This window comes from Leifsonia sp. SIMBA_070, from assembly GCF_046534635.1.
In the GTDB taxonomy this organism is placed as follows: domain Bacteria; phylum Actinomycetota; class Actinomycetes; order Actinomycetales; family Microbacteriaceae; genus Leifsonia.
This window is the reverse complement of the sequence record NZ_JAWRYK010000001.1, coordinates 811,853-827,336: the sequence shown is the minus strand read 5'-3', so window position 1 is coordinate 827,336 and position 15,484 is coordinate 811,853. Positions and strand designations below refer to the sequence as shown.

At 66.6% G+C, this 15,484-nt stretch carries 17 protein-coding genes; 10 read left to right on the top strand and 7 right to left on the bottom strand.

What is annotated here, in order from left to right; translation table 11 throughout:
* Window positions 1-98: 98 nt before the first annotated feature.
* Window positions 99-1,085, bottom strand: a complete 987-nt coding sequence (locus SB754_RS03755) for a LacI family DNA-binding transcriptional regulator (RefSeq protein ID WP_410781013.1) — start codon at window positions 1,083-1,085, stop codon at window positions 99-101.
* 146 nt (window positions 1,086-1,231) lie between these two features.
* On the opposite strand from SB754_RS03755, the gene SB754_RS03750 reads away from it, so the two are divergent.
* The 6 genes from SB754_RS03750 (at window position 1,232) to SB754_RS03725 (ending at window position 7,951) form a co-directional block, all read left to right on the top strand.
* Window positions 1,232-2,617, top strand: coding sequence for an MFS transporter (locus SB754_RS03750; protein ID WP_410781012.1), 1,386 nt, complete (start codon window positions 1,232-1,234; stop codon window positions 2,615-2,617).
* Between the two features lie 30 nt (window positions 2,618-2,647).
* Window positions 2,648-4,639, top strand: a complete 1,992-nt coding sequence (locus tag SB754_RS03745; RefSeq protein ID WP_410781011.1) for a DUF6807 family protein — start codon at window positions 2,648-2,650, stop codon at window positions 4,637-4,639.
* 67 nt (window positions 4,640-4,706) lie between these two features.
* Window positions 4,707-4,925, top strand: a complete 219-nt coding sequence (locus SB754_RS03740; RefSeq protein ID WP_410781010.1) for a hypothetical protein — start codon at window positions 4,707-4,709, stop codon at window positions 4,923-4,925.
* Window positions 4,926-5,506: 581 nt separating this feature from the next.
* Entirely contained in the window at window positions 5,507-6,556 is a 1,050-nt protein-coding gene (locus SB754_RS03735; protein ID WP_410781009.1) for a sensor histidine kinase, read from the top strand.
* The gene (locus tag SB754_RS03730; protein ID WP_410781008.1) at window positions 6,553-7,149 is read left to right on the top strand and encodes a response regulator; all 597 of its coding nucleotides are present in this window, start codon (window positions 6,553-6,555) and stop codon (window positions 7,147-7,149) included. The genes SB754_RS03735 and SB754_RS03730 overlap by 4 nt, the downstream gene beginning before the upstream one ends.
* 13 nt (window positions 7,150-7,162) lie before the next feature.
* A complete protein-coding gene (locus tag SB754_RS03725; protein ID WP_410781007.1) occupies window positions 7,163-7,951 on the top strand; it encodes a hypothetical protein in 789 nt (262 codons plus the stop codon).
* A gap of 45 nt (window positions 7,952-7,996) precedes the next feature.
* On the opposite strand, the gene SB754_RS03720 is transcribed toward SB754_RS03725, so the two are convergent.
* Window positions 7,997-8,446, bottom strand: a complete 450-nt coding sequence (locus SB754_RS03720; RefSeq protein ID WP_410781006.1) for an SRPBCC family protein — start codon at window positions 8,444-8,446, stop codon at window positions 7,997-7,999.
* A gap of 160 nt (window positions 8,447-8,606) precedes the next feature.
* Here SB754_RS03720 and SB754_RS03715 point away from each other — a divergent pair, with 160 nt between their 5' ends.
* Window positions 8,607-9,593: a DUF4037 domain-containing protein gene (locus SB754_RS03715; protein WP_410781005.1), complete on the top strand. Its 987-nt coding sequence runs from the start codon at window positions 8,607-8,609 to the stop codon at window positions 9,591-9,593.
* Window positions 9,594-9,851: 258 nt separating this feature from the next.
* Here the strand turns inward: SB754_RS03715 and SB754_RS03710 are convergent, their stop codons facing one another.
* From SB754_RS03710 to SB754_RS03695, 4 genes are all read right to left on the bottom strand, one after another.
* Window positions 9,852-10,286: a hypothetical protein gene (locus SB754_RS03710; protein ID WP_410781004.1), complete on the bottom strand. Its 435-nt coding sequence runs from the start codon at window positions 10,284-10,286 to the stop codon at window positions 9,852-9,854.
* On the bottom strand, window positions 10,283-10,720 hold the full coding sequence (locus tag SB754_RS03705; RefSeq protein WP_410781003.1) for an HK97 family phage prohead protease: 438 nt from the start codon (window positions 10,718-10,720) through the stop codon (window positions 10,283-10,285). Before SB754_RS03705 ends, SB754_RS03710 begins: the two co-directional genes overlap by 4 nt.
* Before the next feature lie 750 nt (window positions 10,721-11,470).
* Entirely contained in the window at window positions 11,471-11,665 is a 195-nt protein-coding gene (locus SB754_RS03700) for a helix-turn-helix domain-containing protein (protein ID WP_410783253.1), read from the bottom strand.
* Window positions 11,666-11,889: 224 nt separating this feature from the next.
* The gene (locus SB754_RS03695; RefSeq protein WP_410781002.1) at window positions 11,890-12,111 is read right to left on the bottom strand and encodes a helix-turn-helix domain-containing protein; all 222 of its coding nucleotides are present in this window, start codon (window positions 12,109-12,111) and stop codon (window positions 11,890-11,892) included.
* Window positions 12,112-12,353: 242 nt separating this feature from the next.
* Between SB754_RS03695 and SB754_RS03690 the strand changes: the two genes are divergently transcribed.
* Window positions 12,354-12,716 carry a DUF2510 domain-containing protein gene (locus SB754_RS03690; RefSeq protein WP_410781001.1) on the top strand — a complete coding sequence of 121 codons (363 nt, stop codon included), beginning with the start codon at window positions 12,354-12,356 and terminating at the stop codon, window positions 12,714-12,716.
* Here SB754_RS03690 and SB754_RS03685 read toward each other — a convergent pair whose 3' ends face one another.
* Window positions 12,717-13,418, bottom strand: a complete 702-nt coding sequence (locus tag SB754_RS03685; RefSeq protein WP_410781000.1) for a hypothetical protein — start codon at window positions 13,416-13,418, stop codon at window positions 12,717-12,719.
* 109 nt (window positions 13,419-13,527) lie between these two features.
* On the opposite strand from SB754_RS03685, the gene SB754_RS03680 reads away from it, so the two are divergent.
* The gene (locus SB754_RS03680; protein WP_410780999.1) at window positions 13,528-13,749 is read left to right on the top strand and encodes a hypothetical protein; all 222 of its coding nucleotides are present in this window, start codon (window positions 13,528-13,530) and stop codon (window positions 13,747-13,749) included.
* An 84-nt stretch (window positions 13,750-13,833) separates the two neighbouring features.
* Window positions 13,834-15,234, top strand: coding sequence for a recombinase family protein (locus tag SB754_RS03675; RefSeq protein ID WP_410780998.1), 1,401 nt, complete (start codon window positions 13,834-13,836; stop codon window positions 15,232-15,234).
* Window positions 15,235-15,484: the final 250 nt, after the last annotated feature.

Here is a 15,484-nt window from a genome sequence, read left to right as displayed (position 1 = left end):
GCACGCGCGCGAGAAAGCGCTTACCAGGTCGCTACATTAGCCCACGTCGGGGAGGTGTCAAGCCCTGGGCCAGCGGGTCGCCGTGAGCGGGCCCGGCGTCAGCGGCGTGGCGTGGAGGCGCGGAGCCGGACCTGGGCGGCCGCCGCGGTCGAAGCGGACGCGTCCGTGTGTCCGGACAGCGCCAGATCGAGCGCCCGAGCACCGATGTCGGCGAGGGGAAGGGCCACGGAGGTGAGGGCCGGGGTGACATCGGCGACGAGCGGGATGTCATCGAAGCCCGCGACTGCGATCTCTGTTCCCGGCGCGATGCCGGCCTTCCGCAGCGCGGCCATCACTCCGAGGGCCATGACGTCGCTGACGGCGAAGATGCACTCCGGGCGCTCGCCCGACGCCAACAGGTCTGCGGTCGCCCGCTCTGCGCCCTCCCGGGAGAACTCCGCGTGGATGACGGAACTCGACGGCACGACCGAGCGGAAGCCCTCGACCCGGTCGCGCACGGTGACGAGCTCCTCCGGCCCCGCCAGGATCGCGAAATCGCGGTACCCGAGGGCCCGCAGCTCGGTCGCGAGCGCGGCGGCTCCCCCGCGGTTGTCGACGTCGATGGTCGCGAACTCCGACGCCCCTCCGCCGATCACGGCGACGCGGCGTGACGGCAGCTCGGAGGTCGGTGCGCCGACCACCCGGCTGCTGGCAAGCACCACGGCGCGCGGTCGTTGCCCGCGCAACGCCGTGAGCGCAGACTTCTCCCGCTCGACGGAGGCGTCGCCGACGTACGGACCGGTGGCCGAGATGGTGACGACGAGCCCCCGCTCGTCCGCGACCCGCACCACTCCGGAGGCGATGGCGGCGAAGTACGGGTCGGCGATGTCACCGACGACGAGGGCCACGACGTTGCTGGTCCCGCGCGCGACGGCCTGCGCCTGCAGGTTCGCGCTGTAGCCGAGGGCGACGGCGGACGCGAGCACGCGCTCCCGCAGCTCGGGATTCACCGTGCGGGTGCTGCCGTTGAGGGCGCGGGATGCGGTCGCCAGGGAGACGCCGGCGTGCTCCGCGACCTCCGACAGCGTGGGTGCCCTCTCGTTCACGGCTCCAACCTATCCTGGCGGGCGTTTCGGCGGCGGCGCTTCTCCGATGAGAGGGAGACTGTTGACGTTGAAACGGTTCAGGGCTAATCTACGACGAAGCGTTCGGAAAGCGCTTACCCATACGGTCAACGATGACAGGAGAGACGATGCCCGACGAAGTGACATCGGCAGATGCGCGACGGATGCCGCGACGGGCCGCGATGAGCGGCTGGGTCGGCAGTGCGCTGGAGTACTACGACTTCTCGATCTATGCAGCGGCCGCCGCCCTGGTGTTCCCGCAGGTCTTCTTCCCCTCCGAGAGCCCGGCTGTCGCCCTGATCGCCTCGCTCGCCACCTACGGCGTCGGCTATGTGGCCCGCCCCCTCGGCGCCTTCGTGCTCGGAAACTTCGGTGACAAGTACGGCCGCAAGAAGGTCCTCGTCTTCGCCATGATGGTGATGGGCCTCTCGACGCTGCTGGTCGGCCTCCTCCCGACGTACGCGCAGGTGGGGGTCCTCGCGCCGATACTGCTCGTCGTCCTCCGGCTCATCCAGGGCTTCGCCGTCGCCGGCGAGCTCGGCGGCGCCAGCGCGATGATCGTCGAATACGCGCCGCAGGAGCGGCGCGGCTTCCTCACCAGCTTCAGCCTGCAGGGCACGCAGGCGGGAAGCATCCTCGCCTCGGCCAGCTTCATCCCGCTGTCGACGTTCCTCTCTCACGAGGCGTTCCTCGCGTGGGGCTGGCGCATCCCGTTCCTGCTCAGCGTCGTCGTCATCGTCGCCGGCCTGATCATCCGCTCCCGGGTGGAGGAGACGCCCGCGTTCCTGCGGGAGGAGAAGACCGCGAAGGTGCCGCGCGTGCCGGTCGCCGAGCTGTTCCGGCAGAACGGCTGGACCGTGTTCCGCTGCGTCTGCATGGGCCTCGCCAACGTGATCGGCACCACCGTCGTCGTCTTCGGCACCGCCTACGCCACCCAGCCCGCCTACGGGGTCGGGATGAGTCCCTCCGTCTACCTGTGGATCCCGGTGATGGCGAACATCGTCGCGATCATCCTCATCCCGTTCTTCGGACGGCTCTCCGACCGCATCGGCCGTCGCCCGCTGATGATCTTCGGCCCGCTGGCCGCCGGCCTGCTCTCGTTCGCGTACCTGTTCGTCGTCAGCTCGGGCAACGTGCCGCTGACGATCGTGCTCGCCATCCTGATCTTCGGCATCCTGTACCAGCTGTGGAACGCGACCTTCGCGAGCTTCTTCCAGGAGCTGTTCCCGACCCGCACCCGGGTCACCGGTTTCGCGGTGTCGCAGAACATCGCGCTGTTCCTCACCGGCTTCCTGCCGAGCATCTTCGCGGCGATCGCCCCTCCCGGGAGCTCGTCGGTGCCGCTCGTCATCGGCACCGCGACCCTGCTCCTGTCGCTGGTCTCCGCTGCCGCCGCCTGGCGTTCGCGCGAGACCGCGAGGATGGGACTGGAGGACCTGGACACCGCAGCCCTCGCGGCCGTGACCAAGCGCCGCTCGTCGACGCGGGTCGAGGCGCGCACGTCGCAGGACTGACCCGGTTTCGCGGATAGAGGAGGGGACCCGGTGAGTGGAGGCGCGGCACGGGTGGCGCTGGTCGGCGCCAACGGGTTCGGCGCCGTCCACCGCCGCAACCTCGCGCGGCTCGCCGGGCTCGGACGTGCGGAGCTGGTCGCGGTGGCCGAGCCCGCGCCCCTCCCGCCCGGGTCGCTCGCCGACACCGTGCATGTGTACCCGGAGCTGGGTTCCCTCCTCGCCGCAGAGTCGGACCTGGACGTCGTGATCGTGTCGACTCCGCTGCACACGCACTTCGAGTTGGCGGAGCAGGTGCTCGCCTCCGGAGCGGACCTGTACCTCGAGAAGCCGCCGGTCACCTCCCTGGCGCAGCTCGGCCGGTTGCGGGAGTCGGCGGCGCGGGCGGGGCGGCTCGTGCAGGTGGGGTTCCAGAGCCTCGGCTCGCACGCCATCCCGTGGCTGCGGTCGGCGATCGAGGGCGGGGACCTCGGGGAGGTGCGTGCGATCACCGCGGTCGGCAGCTGGACACGTCCGCTGTCGTACTTCACCCGCTCGCGGTGGGCCGGCAAGCGCACCCTCGACGGCGTGGATGTGGTCGACGGCGTCGCCACGAACGCGCTGTCGCACGCGGTCATCACCGCGATGCGGGTCGCCGGGGTGCGGCGGGCGACCGACGTGCTGCGGGTGGAGTTGGATGCGTTCCGCGCCAACGACACGGAGACCGACGACACGACGGTCGTCCGGGTGCGCCGGCCGGGACGCGAGCCGGACCTCACCTGCGCGCTCACGCTCTGCGGCCCCGAGGAGGCCGAGCCGTACGTCACCGTGCACGGGTCGGACGCGACGGCGACCTTCTTCTACGTGCTCGACGAGGTGCGGGTGGTGGATGCTGCCGGTGAGCGCGCCGAGCGGTTCGGGCGGGACGACCTGCTCGAGAACCTGCTGCAGGCGCGAGCGGGGCAGGTCGACCTCCTGAGCGCACTGGACGACACCGAGGCGTACATGACGGTGCTGGAGGCAGTGCGGACGGGCCCGCCTCCCCGCGTCATCCCGGCCCGGTTCGTCGACCGGGTCGGTGCGGGAGACGACGAGCGTCTGATCGTTCGCGGGATCTCGCGGGATGTTCAACGCGCTGCGGCAGCGGAGGCGACGTTCACGGAGCTGGGACTGCCATGGGCTCCCGCTGATGCGGAGGGCGCCGGCCTTGTCGTCGGGAACCGCGTGGTGGCGTTCAGCCGCGACGGTCGTGAACGGGCTGCCTCCCTCTCGCCGCGGCCGTACCTGCATCCCGTGCGCACGCTCGGCGGAGTGACGCTCACCGATCACCTTCCGCTCGACCATCCGTGGCACCTCGGGGTGGGCGTGGCGATGCCGGGGGTCGCGGCGGCCGGCCGGCCGGTCACGAACTTCTGGGGAGGCCCCGACTACCAGCAGGGCTCCGGGGCGTACCGCTGGGGCGGCACCCACGGGACGATCGACGTCGACGCTTCGTCGTCCGACGTGGCCTCGGTGCGCCAGGAGCTCTCGTGGCCTGACGCCGACGGGAGCGCACTCCTCCGCGAGCAGCGCGAGTGGCATGCCGAGGGTGTCGACGACCGCACCTGGCAACTCACGCTCCGCTTGGTGTTGGAGGCGGTGGATGCGGCTGTCACCCTCACCAGTCCCGGGGCGCTCGGGCGTGCGGGCGCCGGCTACGGCGGATTCTTCTGGCGGTTCGCGCCCTGCCGGGACGCCTCGGTTCGCACTCGCGACGCCGAGGGCGAGGAGGCCGTGAACGGCAGCCGCTCCCCCTGGCTGCTCTGGACCTCTCACTTCGATGGCGCGCCGGCCTCCGTGCTGTTCACCGCCCCTCCCGAGTCCGACGACCCGTGGTTCGCCCGCGTCGGCGAGTACCCGGGCGTCGGCTCGGCGCTCGCGTGGGTGAACCCGCTGACAGTCGCCCCCGAGTCGCCGGTCGTGCGTACCCTCTCGATGTACGTCAGCGACGGGATACTGACGCGGGGCGACGCGGAGCGGCTCTTCGACCGAGGACCGCTCGCCTAGCTCCGCCGTCACCAAGACTTCTCCCGACCGCAATGCCACAGAAACACGCGGTTCCTACCGTGGTGACATGGGATCGTTCAGCTTCTCCGAATGCGCACACTGCGGCGAGCAGCAGCCGGTGCTCGCGGACGGGCGGATCGCCATCCACTTCACCCGAGACGGCGACCGCTGCGGCGGCTCCGAGCGCCGCCTCGGCGTCGAGGGCGTGAGCAGCGAGCAGGCCCGCCGCATCGAGGCGCAGCTCCGCCTGGCGCTCCGGCAGGTCATGCAGACGCGGACGTCGTAGTCGTCGCTTCTTGTCGCCTCTCGAGTACGTATCGGCGCAGCGCGAAAGCTGCCACTTGCACGGCTGAAAAGGCAAGAGAGAGGACGACAGCGAGAAACAGCACGATTGAGGCAATGAGGATGTCAACGCTGGCGGATGGCAACCCGGCGCCATCCGGCACAAGGGTGCATACGGCGAAGAGGGTCAGCGCCACGAGATAAACGCCGGCACCGACGCAGCCGACAGCCTGAAGCACTCTGTCAGCGAGCCGCAGGACGGCGAGGCTCACTGGCCGATCTCGGCCGCTCACCAACGGAGGAACGCCCATTCGCGACCTCCAATCACTCCTCTGTTTTACGCCGACGCCCGATGTGCGCTCGGAAAGGGATGCCCTGCGCTCGGCATCATCCTGATGGCCAGATTCTAGGTCAGCGGCGATGAGAGAGGGTGGCAGGTCCCCCCGAACCTGCCCCCCTCGCGCCACCTCCCCCCGAGAGCTGACGCCTGACAGCAGGCTAGGCGACCGAGGCTGCGGGCGGAATGTGCCGAAAGTCACATGCTGAGACGCGCCTGCAGTGCCCTGTACCCGGCAAGATGGCCGTGTGGAGTCGAGTGAGCCCCTTACCGACGGACCGTCGAGTCTGGCGACGATCGAGGCCTCCGTCGTTCACGAACTCATCCGGCGGCTCGCGGCCCGTAACAGTCCCCTCACTGCCGACCCGGAGGTCGCGGATCAGCTCCGTGCCCAGGTGAGCACCGTGTTGCGCGCAACCGTCCGCCGCTTAGGACTCTCCGCCGACGAGGCCGCTCCCCCGGTTCTCGACGTGGGGCAGGCCCGTGCTCGCCAGCACATCCACCCCATCGACAGCCTGACCGCCGCGACCGTCCTCTTCGACGTCGCACTCGACGAGCTGGAAGGAGAACTCTCCCAGCGTCCCGACCGCCCGGACCCTTCGGCCGTGGCCCGGGCCCTGAACCGGTCCATCATGGACAGCGTCGCGCCGGCCTCCGTCGCCTACGTGGATGTGCTCCTCGAACGGCTCGCCGTCGCCCACCGCGAGGAACGCCTCGGCATCTCCCGCGAACTCCATGACCGCGTCGCGCATGGCATCGCCGCGGGTATGCAGCGCATCCAACTGGGGATGCAGCACACGGACGCGCCCGACCCCCTGATCGGCGAGGCGCTGCACCTGCTGGAATCCGCCCTGGAGGAGACGCGTTCCCTGGCCGTCGACCTGCGGCACTCCGTCGGCGACAAGTACCTCGACCAGGCCATCGCGGATTACGTCGCCGACCTCGGCCCGGACACCCCGCAGGTCGTCGCCCGGAGCGAGGGCGCACCGCGTCCGCTGTCGTCCGGTCTCCGGGAGGAAGCCTTCGTCATCGCCCGGGAGGCGATCCACAACGCCCGCAGACACTCCGGCGGGACGCGCATCCAGGTCACGTCCACGTGGACCAGCGACCGGCTCCTGCTGACCATCGCCGATGACGGTGCCGGATTCGAGCGCGACAACATCCGCCCAGGAGCGCTCGGCCTCATCACGGCACAGGAGCGGGCGGAACTGATCGGGGCGGAGCTCGCCATCGAGACGCGACCAGGGGGCGGCACCACAGTGAGCCTCACACTCGGACTCGCGGAGCAGCGCGCATGAGGAGGACGGTGGTGCTGGCGGACGACCACGCGCTGTTCCGCCAGGGGGTGCGCGCGCTCATCCGGGACTCCGTCGAGGTGGTCGGCGAGGCGGCGGACGGCGATGAGGCCGTCCGGCTGGTCGAACGGGAACGGCCCGCCGTGCTGCTGCTGGACGTCGAGATGCCGGGAAGAACAGCGGATCAGACGATCGCCGCGGTGCGTCGGTGCTCGCCATCCACCGCGATCGTGGTTCTCACCATGCACACCGATGCCGTGCTGCAGCGACAGCTTCTCCGTGCGGGTGCATCGGCCTTCGCTGTGAAGAGCATCGATGCTCGATCCCTGCGGGACCTCATCGCCGGAGCCCGACCTGCCTCGACGCCCGCCGGCGAAACTTCGCCGCCCGAAGCGAACCGGATCCTCACCGATCGCGAGCTGGAGGTGATCCGGATGATCGCCCACGCCTACACGAACCGCGAGATCAGCGGGCGGCTCAGCATCACCGAGGGCACCGTCAAGCGCCACACGACGAACATCTACGCCAAGCTGGGCGCCACCTCCCGGATCGACGCGGTCCGCAAGGTCGTCCGGCTGGGACTCCTGGACGGATGAGCGAGAGGACACCATGACCGGGACGCATCGGACGCCCATTACCTGCTGCCTGGCTGTGCTGGCCGGGGCACTCGTCGCCGCGGCTGCGCTGACCGGCTGCACCACCGCCGTATCGGTGCATACGCCGGCAGCCACGGCGAAGGTGTCGACCGCGAGCTGGCCGACGGGTCGCCTGTACCACACAGGGCGGACCGACCTGGAGCTGGTCATGCCGTCTGGGGCTCACAGCCTCCATGTCGACTTCTCGTGCACCTCCGGGCTCTACGAAGTCGCGCCGGCGATCGGCAGCATGGACAGCCGGTCAGGGAGCTGCGGAGGCGCGCAGGCCTTCGACTTCGACCTCGGCACCACCGCGGCCGGAAGCCACGTCCGCGTCGACTTCGTCGTGCCGGACGACACACGGTTCGCGGCCGACCTCCGTTTCAGTCCGAACACGTTCAGACCGGACCCGGCAACGAAGAAGGAGTGCGCGGCCCTCAGCACGCTCGTACAGACATTCTGGAACGCCGACCAGGCGCACGACCACGGCGACCTCACCGACGCCGGATGGGCGCAGAAGACGGCCTCCGCCAAGGGAGCACTCACCGCGCTCTCCGAATCGACTCAGCACGACGGCACGACGGGTGGCCTGCTTGGGACGGTCATCCCGCCGCTCGCGTCCTGGCTCACCGGCGACGGCTACCACCCCGGCGGGATGCTTCACGCGCCCCTCGGGGACTTCACGGCAGCCGACTCACTCGCGGGGCAGATCTGCTCGGCGAACGGGACGCCGATGGTCATCAGTTCGTCGTACGGAGGGTGACGTCCACGGGCGGGATGCGATGGTGCGCCCCTGCGGTGTCCGCCTCTATCCGCGCCACTCGGCGATCACCCGGTCGAGCTTCGAAAACGTGCGCCGCCAGCCCGGTTCGTAGTCGTGTTGGGATTCGCCACGAAGGTCGCCGTGCACGAACCGCATCTCAGTGCCAGAACCGGTTGGGCGGAAGAGAACGCTGACTCGAGAGGTGTTCCCAGGTTCGCTTGCCCACGACCAGGTGAAAACGAGTTCGGCGAGGGGCTCGACCACGAGGTACTCGCCGAAGCTGGTGTGCTGCTCGCCGCCGGGGTCTTCGAAGGAAATCGTGAACTCACCGCCTGGGCACACATCGAGCGCGAGAGACGTCACCTGGCCGCCGGGGTCCGAACCCCACCACCGCCGCACCAGGCGAGGCTCTGTCCATGCTGCCCAGACCACGCCCGGCGCAGCGTCGAAGTGATGCCGGATCGCCACACTCGACGTCGCTTCTCGTTCGCTCACATGCAGACGTCGAACGGAAGGCGATGAAACAGACCGTTGTGCGGAAGCCCGCCGGTTAGGATCACAACCACGCACGCGAACGATGGGAGCGGGCCGCCCGATGACGCCTGAGGCTGTGCCAACCGGTATCGAGCTCTCTCGTAGCTACTATCAGGAGGTTGTGAAACCGCTTCTCGCCGACCGGTTCCCGGGTCTGCAGCACGCCGCGGGACGACTCGGTGGCGGCTCCGATGTGCTCGGTCTCGATGATGCCGTGTCACGGGATCACGACTGGGGCCTGCGCCTGAACCTCATGGTTCCTCCGGACCTCGTTTCGCCGGTGGAGACGGAACTCGAAAGCAGGTTGCCCCTGCAGTTCCGTGGCCTGCCGGTCCGGTTCGCCTTCACCGGCGAATCCGCGGCCCAACATCACATCGAGGTCGGCACGCTGACCTCCTTCCTCGTCTCCCGCCTCGGCTTTGATCCCAGAGAACGGCTGTCGGCACAGGACTGGCTCTCGCTTTCCGGACAATCCGTCCTGGAGGTCACCGCCGGACCACTCTTCGCCGACGATGGAGGCGAAGTCGAACGCGCCAGGTCGGCCCTGACCTGGTACCCGGACGATGTCTGGCGCTACGTGCTCGCCGCGGACTGGATCCGTCTCGGCCAAGAGTTGCCGCTCATGAGCCGTGCCGGCGACGCAGGAGACGACCGCGGATCACGGATCATCGCGGGGCGACTCAGCCACGTCGTGATGCACCTGGCCTTCCTCCTCGAACAGCGCTGGCCCCCCTACGCCAAGTGGCTGGGGGCCATGTTCGGACAGCTCGAGTGCGCTCCAACCGTCGGGGCGTCGATCGACCAGACCCTCCGCGCGGACAGCTGGCGGGACCGCCAGGATTCGTTGGCGGCGTCTCTTCGCGTGCTGTTGGACATGCAGAACGACCTTTCCCTCACGGAGACGGTCAGCACTGCCACCATCCCCTTCTGGGATCGCCCCTACCTGCATGCGGAGCCGGCGATCGCCTCCGTCCTGGTTGCGCACATCGAGGACCCCGCTGTCCGGGCGCTGCCCCTCGGGCTCGGCTCGATCGAGCAACGCACAGACCTCGTCGACCTCCTCATCAACCCGGAGGAGCGCCGCCGCGCGGTCGGCGCACCGGGATGATCCGGAAACCGCGACCCTGCGCTACAGCTCCGGCGCGTCCCACTTCCGCCCCTGCGACAGCTCCCGCGCGCGCCGTCATGAGCGACCTGGGGCAGGTGCTGGCCCGCCTCGAGCGGACACTGCTCGATTTCTCCTGCACGGAGTTGCCCGCGGGCGGCACGGCTTGGTCATTTCCCCCGGGTACCGGCTACCTGCCGGGAAGAGTGCGCCGCGACTCCCTTGCCGACGCGGCCGTGCGCCATGCGCGGCGCGTGCGGCTCAGGCGTGGTGCTCCGAACTCGACTGGTCCGACTGAACCACGCGTAAGTACCGCAGGGTGCGCTGATTCATGCTGAGGTTGCTCAGAACCACTATGAAAAGCAGTGCAGAGAAGAGCAGCCTCCCCCAGTCATGGCTAACGACCACGTAGACCGTCAGCGTGACCACGGCGACCAACAGAACGCTGTTCAGAATCAACAGAATGCGGAACCGCCGTAGCCGCTTTTCCAGCGTCGGGGTGACATACGGCGGCCACGGGTCGGACCACGAGCGACGGAGCAACCACACTGCTCCGACGGACAGGAGGATGCTCGCCCCGACCAGGACGATGGCGCCCAGGATGCTCCAGGGTGGCCTTGCAATCAAGAAGCCGCCGAGGACCGCAAGCAGAAGCGCGCAGATGACGGCTAGGACCCCCGCAGCGCGGGGCTTCACGTTCGCCCCTCACGGGTCGAGCTTGGCGTAGGAGTCATGATCCACTCTCCCCTTCGAACGATGCACTCTTTCCACGGGGGACACAAGATGATCCGGCCAGAGCGGCAAAACTGGGCGCGAGCGCTCCGCGCTGAGGATGCGGAGGCGCAGGGCCAGCGTGTCGGTGGATGCGCCGGCCGGTCCCTGCGCTCTTGACTGCGTACGTTGGTGTCCTGATTCGCACCGACCGGGACCAGGCTGACCTCGTAGAGCTTCACGGCGCGCAGCTCCTTCGCCTTCGTTCCGTCGGGGGGCTTGATCGGGGCGGAGTCGACGGTGTCGTAGGCGAAGGACAGCTGGGTGAGGCGGGGTCCCTTCATGAGGGCGTAGACCTGCTCCGCGGTGGGTGTGTCGGTCCTTCCCACCGCGGCATGACCGAAGAGACCCAGACACACGTTTTGGCCTATAAGCCCACGTTTTGGCTATAAGCCGAGGGTTCTCCACGGGCGTTGCGAGCTGCGCCCCACACGCTACCCCAGACGCCGGCCCTCGCTTCGCTCGGGTCGGCGCCCGGGGCCCCTCGCGTGCGGGGACCCCATTTGACAGCAGCGAGTAGCGAAAAAGCCGGTGGACACGAAGGTCGCAAGCGACCTCGTGCCCACCGGCTTTTTCACTACGTCGGGCTGACAGGATTTGAACCTGCGACCCCTTGACCCCCAGGGAAGTAGCCCACGCAACCGGGAACCACCGATGCGCCGCAATCGCACTCAGTTCTCTGGTTTCCAGGCCGTTGGTCAAGCACCGAACCACCCATCGAAACCGACGCAAGTCGTCACACTGCACACACGCGCGCACACACGGAAGCGCCCAACGCCGACAGATCAGCGGAGTTGGGCGCTTAGCCGCCGAGCTAGTCGCTCAGGTTGCTCCGGATCCAGGACTGCACCTGAAAGGTGATGTTGTAGAGGTTGAACGGGGCAACATCATACGTGTCCCATTTCTGGCCGATACGGGCGGTCCAGGCGGGGGTATGCAGCAAGCATGGCGGCCGAAAACGTGGAACAACGCGTCGCAAATCGCAGCCTTCATCGGAAGGTTTCCTTTCGAAAGTCGCTGGCCCCGAGTGGGCTAGCGTAGCTGCGAAAACGAAAACGTCATGTCTGGATAGTAGCGGCAAGGTGCGACGTTCGCTGACGTGCCCCTGCTTACCGCGCCCGCCTTCTCCCCCGCGACTTCGCCGACTGCACCCACGGGTCTAGTGGCCGCCTGAGGTGAGCGTCAATGTCACTCAACTTGAATCGCCATTCGGAACCCAGCTTTACGCCGGGGATGGCACCGGATTTCGCCAGCTCGCGGATCGTGTACGGCTTCTTGTCGAGGTGCCTTGCGACCTCGGGCACGCCAACCCACGGTTCCACGTAGCTCACAGCAGTCCCTCCGACGCCAGGAGGTACTCAAGCTTCCACGGCTCCATGCGCAGCAGTCGGGCGCACAGTTCAATCGTCTGGCCCTCAGTCGGTTGATCTTTCATCTTCATATCGTCGTAGCCCAATTGGATGGACTGTGGGACGTACCTATGTGGAGCGTTTCTACACTTATGTGGGTGATTCTCCCGAACTGGGTACTAGGTGATCCGCCGCCTTCCACGCGAGCGCGGAGACTGAATCCAAGGATCGGCCGGCTGTCTATTCACGCTGTCGTCTACCTCGCTAACGCGGAACATCCAGCCCCCACCTACTTTGCGGCCGGGAATGATCCCCGATTGTGCCCAACGGCGAACCGTGAACACCGACTTACCTAGATGCTCAGCAAGGCGTTCGGAGTCTACCCACGGCTCACTCGGCATCGGTCGCCTCAAGCAAGATCCGCAGCAGCCGGGTTGGACTTAGGCCCAGCTCGACGGCCGCAGCAGGCACTTGCGCGACCAGAATTTTGTCGGTCATGGCGACAGTGTTGCGGGTTATCGCTGAACGTCCAACCGGGCTGTCATCCATATGGATCCGGTTGGATCCGATTGGACCGGAATGACCCCCGAAGTGGGTGTGCGCACGGATACCCAGTAGATGAGGATCCCTCTAGCCTTCCGATATGTCGAACGTGACGCCTCCCCCGCCCACCACTCCCGCCGGTTGGTACAACGACGATCAGGGACGCATGCGTTGGTGGGACGGACAGCAGTGGACGGACGCCTATGCGCCTCTCGTCGTGCAAGCCCCCCGGACCCCGATGAACGCCGTTAGCGTGACGGGCTTCGTGCTCTCGCTGTCGGCCTTCGTGTTTGGAGTCACTGGCTACTTTGGCGCGGCGCTTGGCGTGCTGGGCCTGATGATTTCGATTGGCGGTTACGCGAGCAAGCCTCTGCGCGGGCGAGGCTTCGCTGTCGCAGGGATCATCGTCGGCGCGACGGCCATTGTGATTGGAGTCCTCTCCATCATCCGAAACCTCAGCTGACTACGACTCTGGAAACTGGATGAAGTGGAGCAGATCCCGCCCAAGTTCCGTTGTGTGACATGAGAGAGCCCCGGCACCCGTCATGCTCGCCTGTGGTACCTGCGCCAACTTGTTATTTTCGAGGTACGCCGTGATGATCTCGGTCAACGTTTGCGATCCCGTCTGCCGCTGAAATACCCACTGAATAATCAGTTCAGGGAGGGAGGTCATTAGCACCGAATCTGGCGACCAATCCGAGTCCGCTCGGCTGATGAACGCTACGGGGTCGTCCAAGAATGAGAGCACTCGAACGTGTGAATCCTCCATGTCGTTCACCATCGCGAACATCTGCTGTCTCAGCGCCTGCGGCGCGCTGCTCCACTCGCCCATCTGGGCAGCCACCCATGCGAGACGCCTTCTATGCGCTGTCGTAGCGGATTCAGCGGCAGACCGCGATGCCTTCTCGTAGGCAGCCATGAATTCCGAGGAGTCCAAAATATCGTGGACGGTGGGGTGCCCCTCCGATTGCAGCGACTCGATCGCCGCAGCCACGTACTTGTCGAACTCGTATTGCCGTTTCGCTCGCACTCTCGATAGAAGACCGGAGGCGATCTCAACGAGTGGGCCGCCCACGGCAGGAATTGTTGCAAGCCCCGCAAGCATTGCGGTGTTCACTGCTTCCTCGGCATCGTCGTACGGCGGTACGGAGTCCCTGAGAGTCACAACTGGAAGTTATGCCCAGCATCCGTTACACGGCAATTCGAACATATGTTCTAATGTTCGTGTGGCCCGCCCAAAGCCAATTCGCTACGACAGGGACACCTGGTTGGTCATGCGCGACAGTCCGGTGCTACCCAAAGCCGTCATCCGGCGTTACACGGACAAGCGCGGCACCGACCAATACTTGGTGATCCGCTGGGACCTTGACCCCGCCGAGCGCCGCCTAATGGCCGTGTGTGAATCGCTCGAACGCGCCGACGACCTCGTGCGGTACGACAACACCCCAACAGGCGGCTACTGGCTGGGGCCACCGAACCCGCACCCAGCAGGCTGAACGTCGGAAAACCACACCCCTCTGTGCCCGATGGGTGCGAAAGACACCCCCGCCGAACCTAGTAGTCGGACGTATCGTGCCCCCATGAAGCAGGTGCAAGCAGCAGCGATCTATGCCCGCATATCGTCCGACCAGGCGGGCGACGGGTTGGGCGTTCAGCGCCAACTTGAAGACTGCCGCAACCTCGCCATCGACCGCGGCTGGGTGATCGCAGACGAATATGTGGACAACGACGTATCAGCGTATGCAGCGAAACCGCGGCCAAACTACGAACGCATGATGGTGGACATTGCGGACCATCGAATTGACGCGGTCCTCGTCTACCACTTGGACAGGCTCACGCGACGCCCCGTTGAGCTTGAACAGTTCATCGACGTCTGCACGGCAGCGAGCGTGGATGTGACGACGGTCACTGGCGACATTGGTTTGGGTAACGACAACGGCCTCATGGTCGCACGCATCACGAGCGCTATGGCCGCTGCGGAGTCGGGCCGGAAGTCTGCTCGGTTGAGGCGCAAGATGCTTCAAAACGCCGAGATGGGCAAGCCAAACGGTGGAGGTGGGCGGCCCTTCGGCTATGAAGCCGACAAACTCACCATTCGCGAATCGGAAGCGATAGTCATCCGCGACCTCGTCTCGCGCTACATTGCAGGCGAGTCGATGAACTCCCTTGGACGGTGGATTAACAAGCAACCGATTGCGACAGTCGGCCGTTCTAAGACGTGGAATGTGCAAACTCTCCGCGGGATATTGCTCGGCGGCAGAATCGCAGGCATCCGCTATCACCGCGGCGAGCCAATCGGGCCGGCCATGTGGCCACCGATAATCACCCCTGAGCAGCACGACCGAGTGCTCGCCGTCCTAGCAGGTAAGAACGCGCCGTCGATGGCATCTCCTCGCCGCTACCTGCTCAGCGGCATGCTCAGGTGTGGCAAGTGCGGATCGAAGCTTTACAGCTCAAGCAATCGAGGAATCCGGCGGTACATTTGCACACCAGTACCGGGCAAGGACGGATGTGGCCAACTGTCCATCAACTCTCTGCAAATCGAGCAATGGATAGCGGGTGTCGTTCTTGCACGGTTAGAGAGCCCGGGCATGGAGGCGTTCCTGGCCAGTCGAGCGTCCGGAGAGGAGCGGTACTCGGCAGAGGTCGCCGATCTGGCCAAAGCTCAGGAAGTCCTTACCCAATTGGCCGAAATGCTGGGAGCAGGTGAACTCTCCCGTGCAGACTATTCGGCCGCCCGTAAGGTCGCAGATCAACGGCGGCTGGACGCGGTGCTCCGGCTCGATCAAGCCACCGGAACGAACGCTCTCACCGAATTTGAGAGTAGCCGGGTTGCTCTCGCTCGCTCGTGGGATCAGTTGAACCTTGAACGGCAACATGCGATCGTCAGGTCTGTGTTGAGGTATGCGGTTATCCAGCCGCGCCCACGAGGCATTCGGGCGATTGATCCTTCACGGGTCGACCTGGTCTGGGTCACCTAGAACCACGACCCTGCCGGGTCAGTCGTCGCGGGGCACGAACCCCGTGAAGACGTATACCGGGATCTCTGCCTCCCAAGCGTCCAGGGCGAATTGTTCGAACCATTCATCCTCCGTAGGTAGGCGCACAACTCCTGGCGGGCGACCTTGCAGAAACGGGAGGGAGTGGCGTTCGTCTCCGTCGGGTCCGCGCAGAATGACGTCGTGCCAGTCCTGCGGGTCGCCTCCAAACATGCCGAAACGGTAGCGCGGT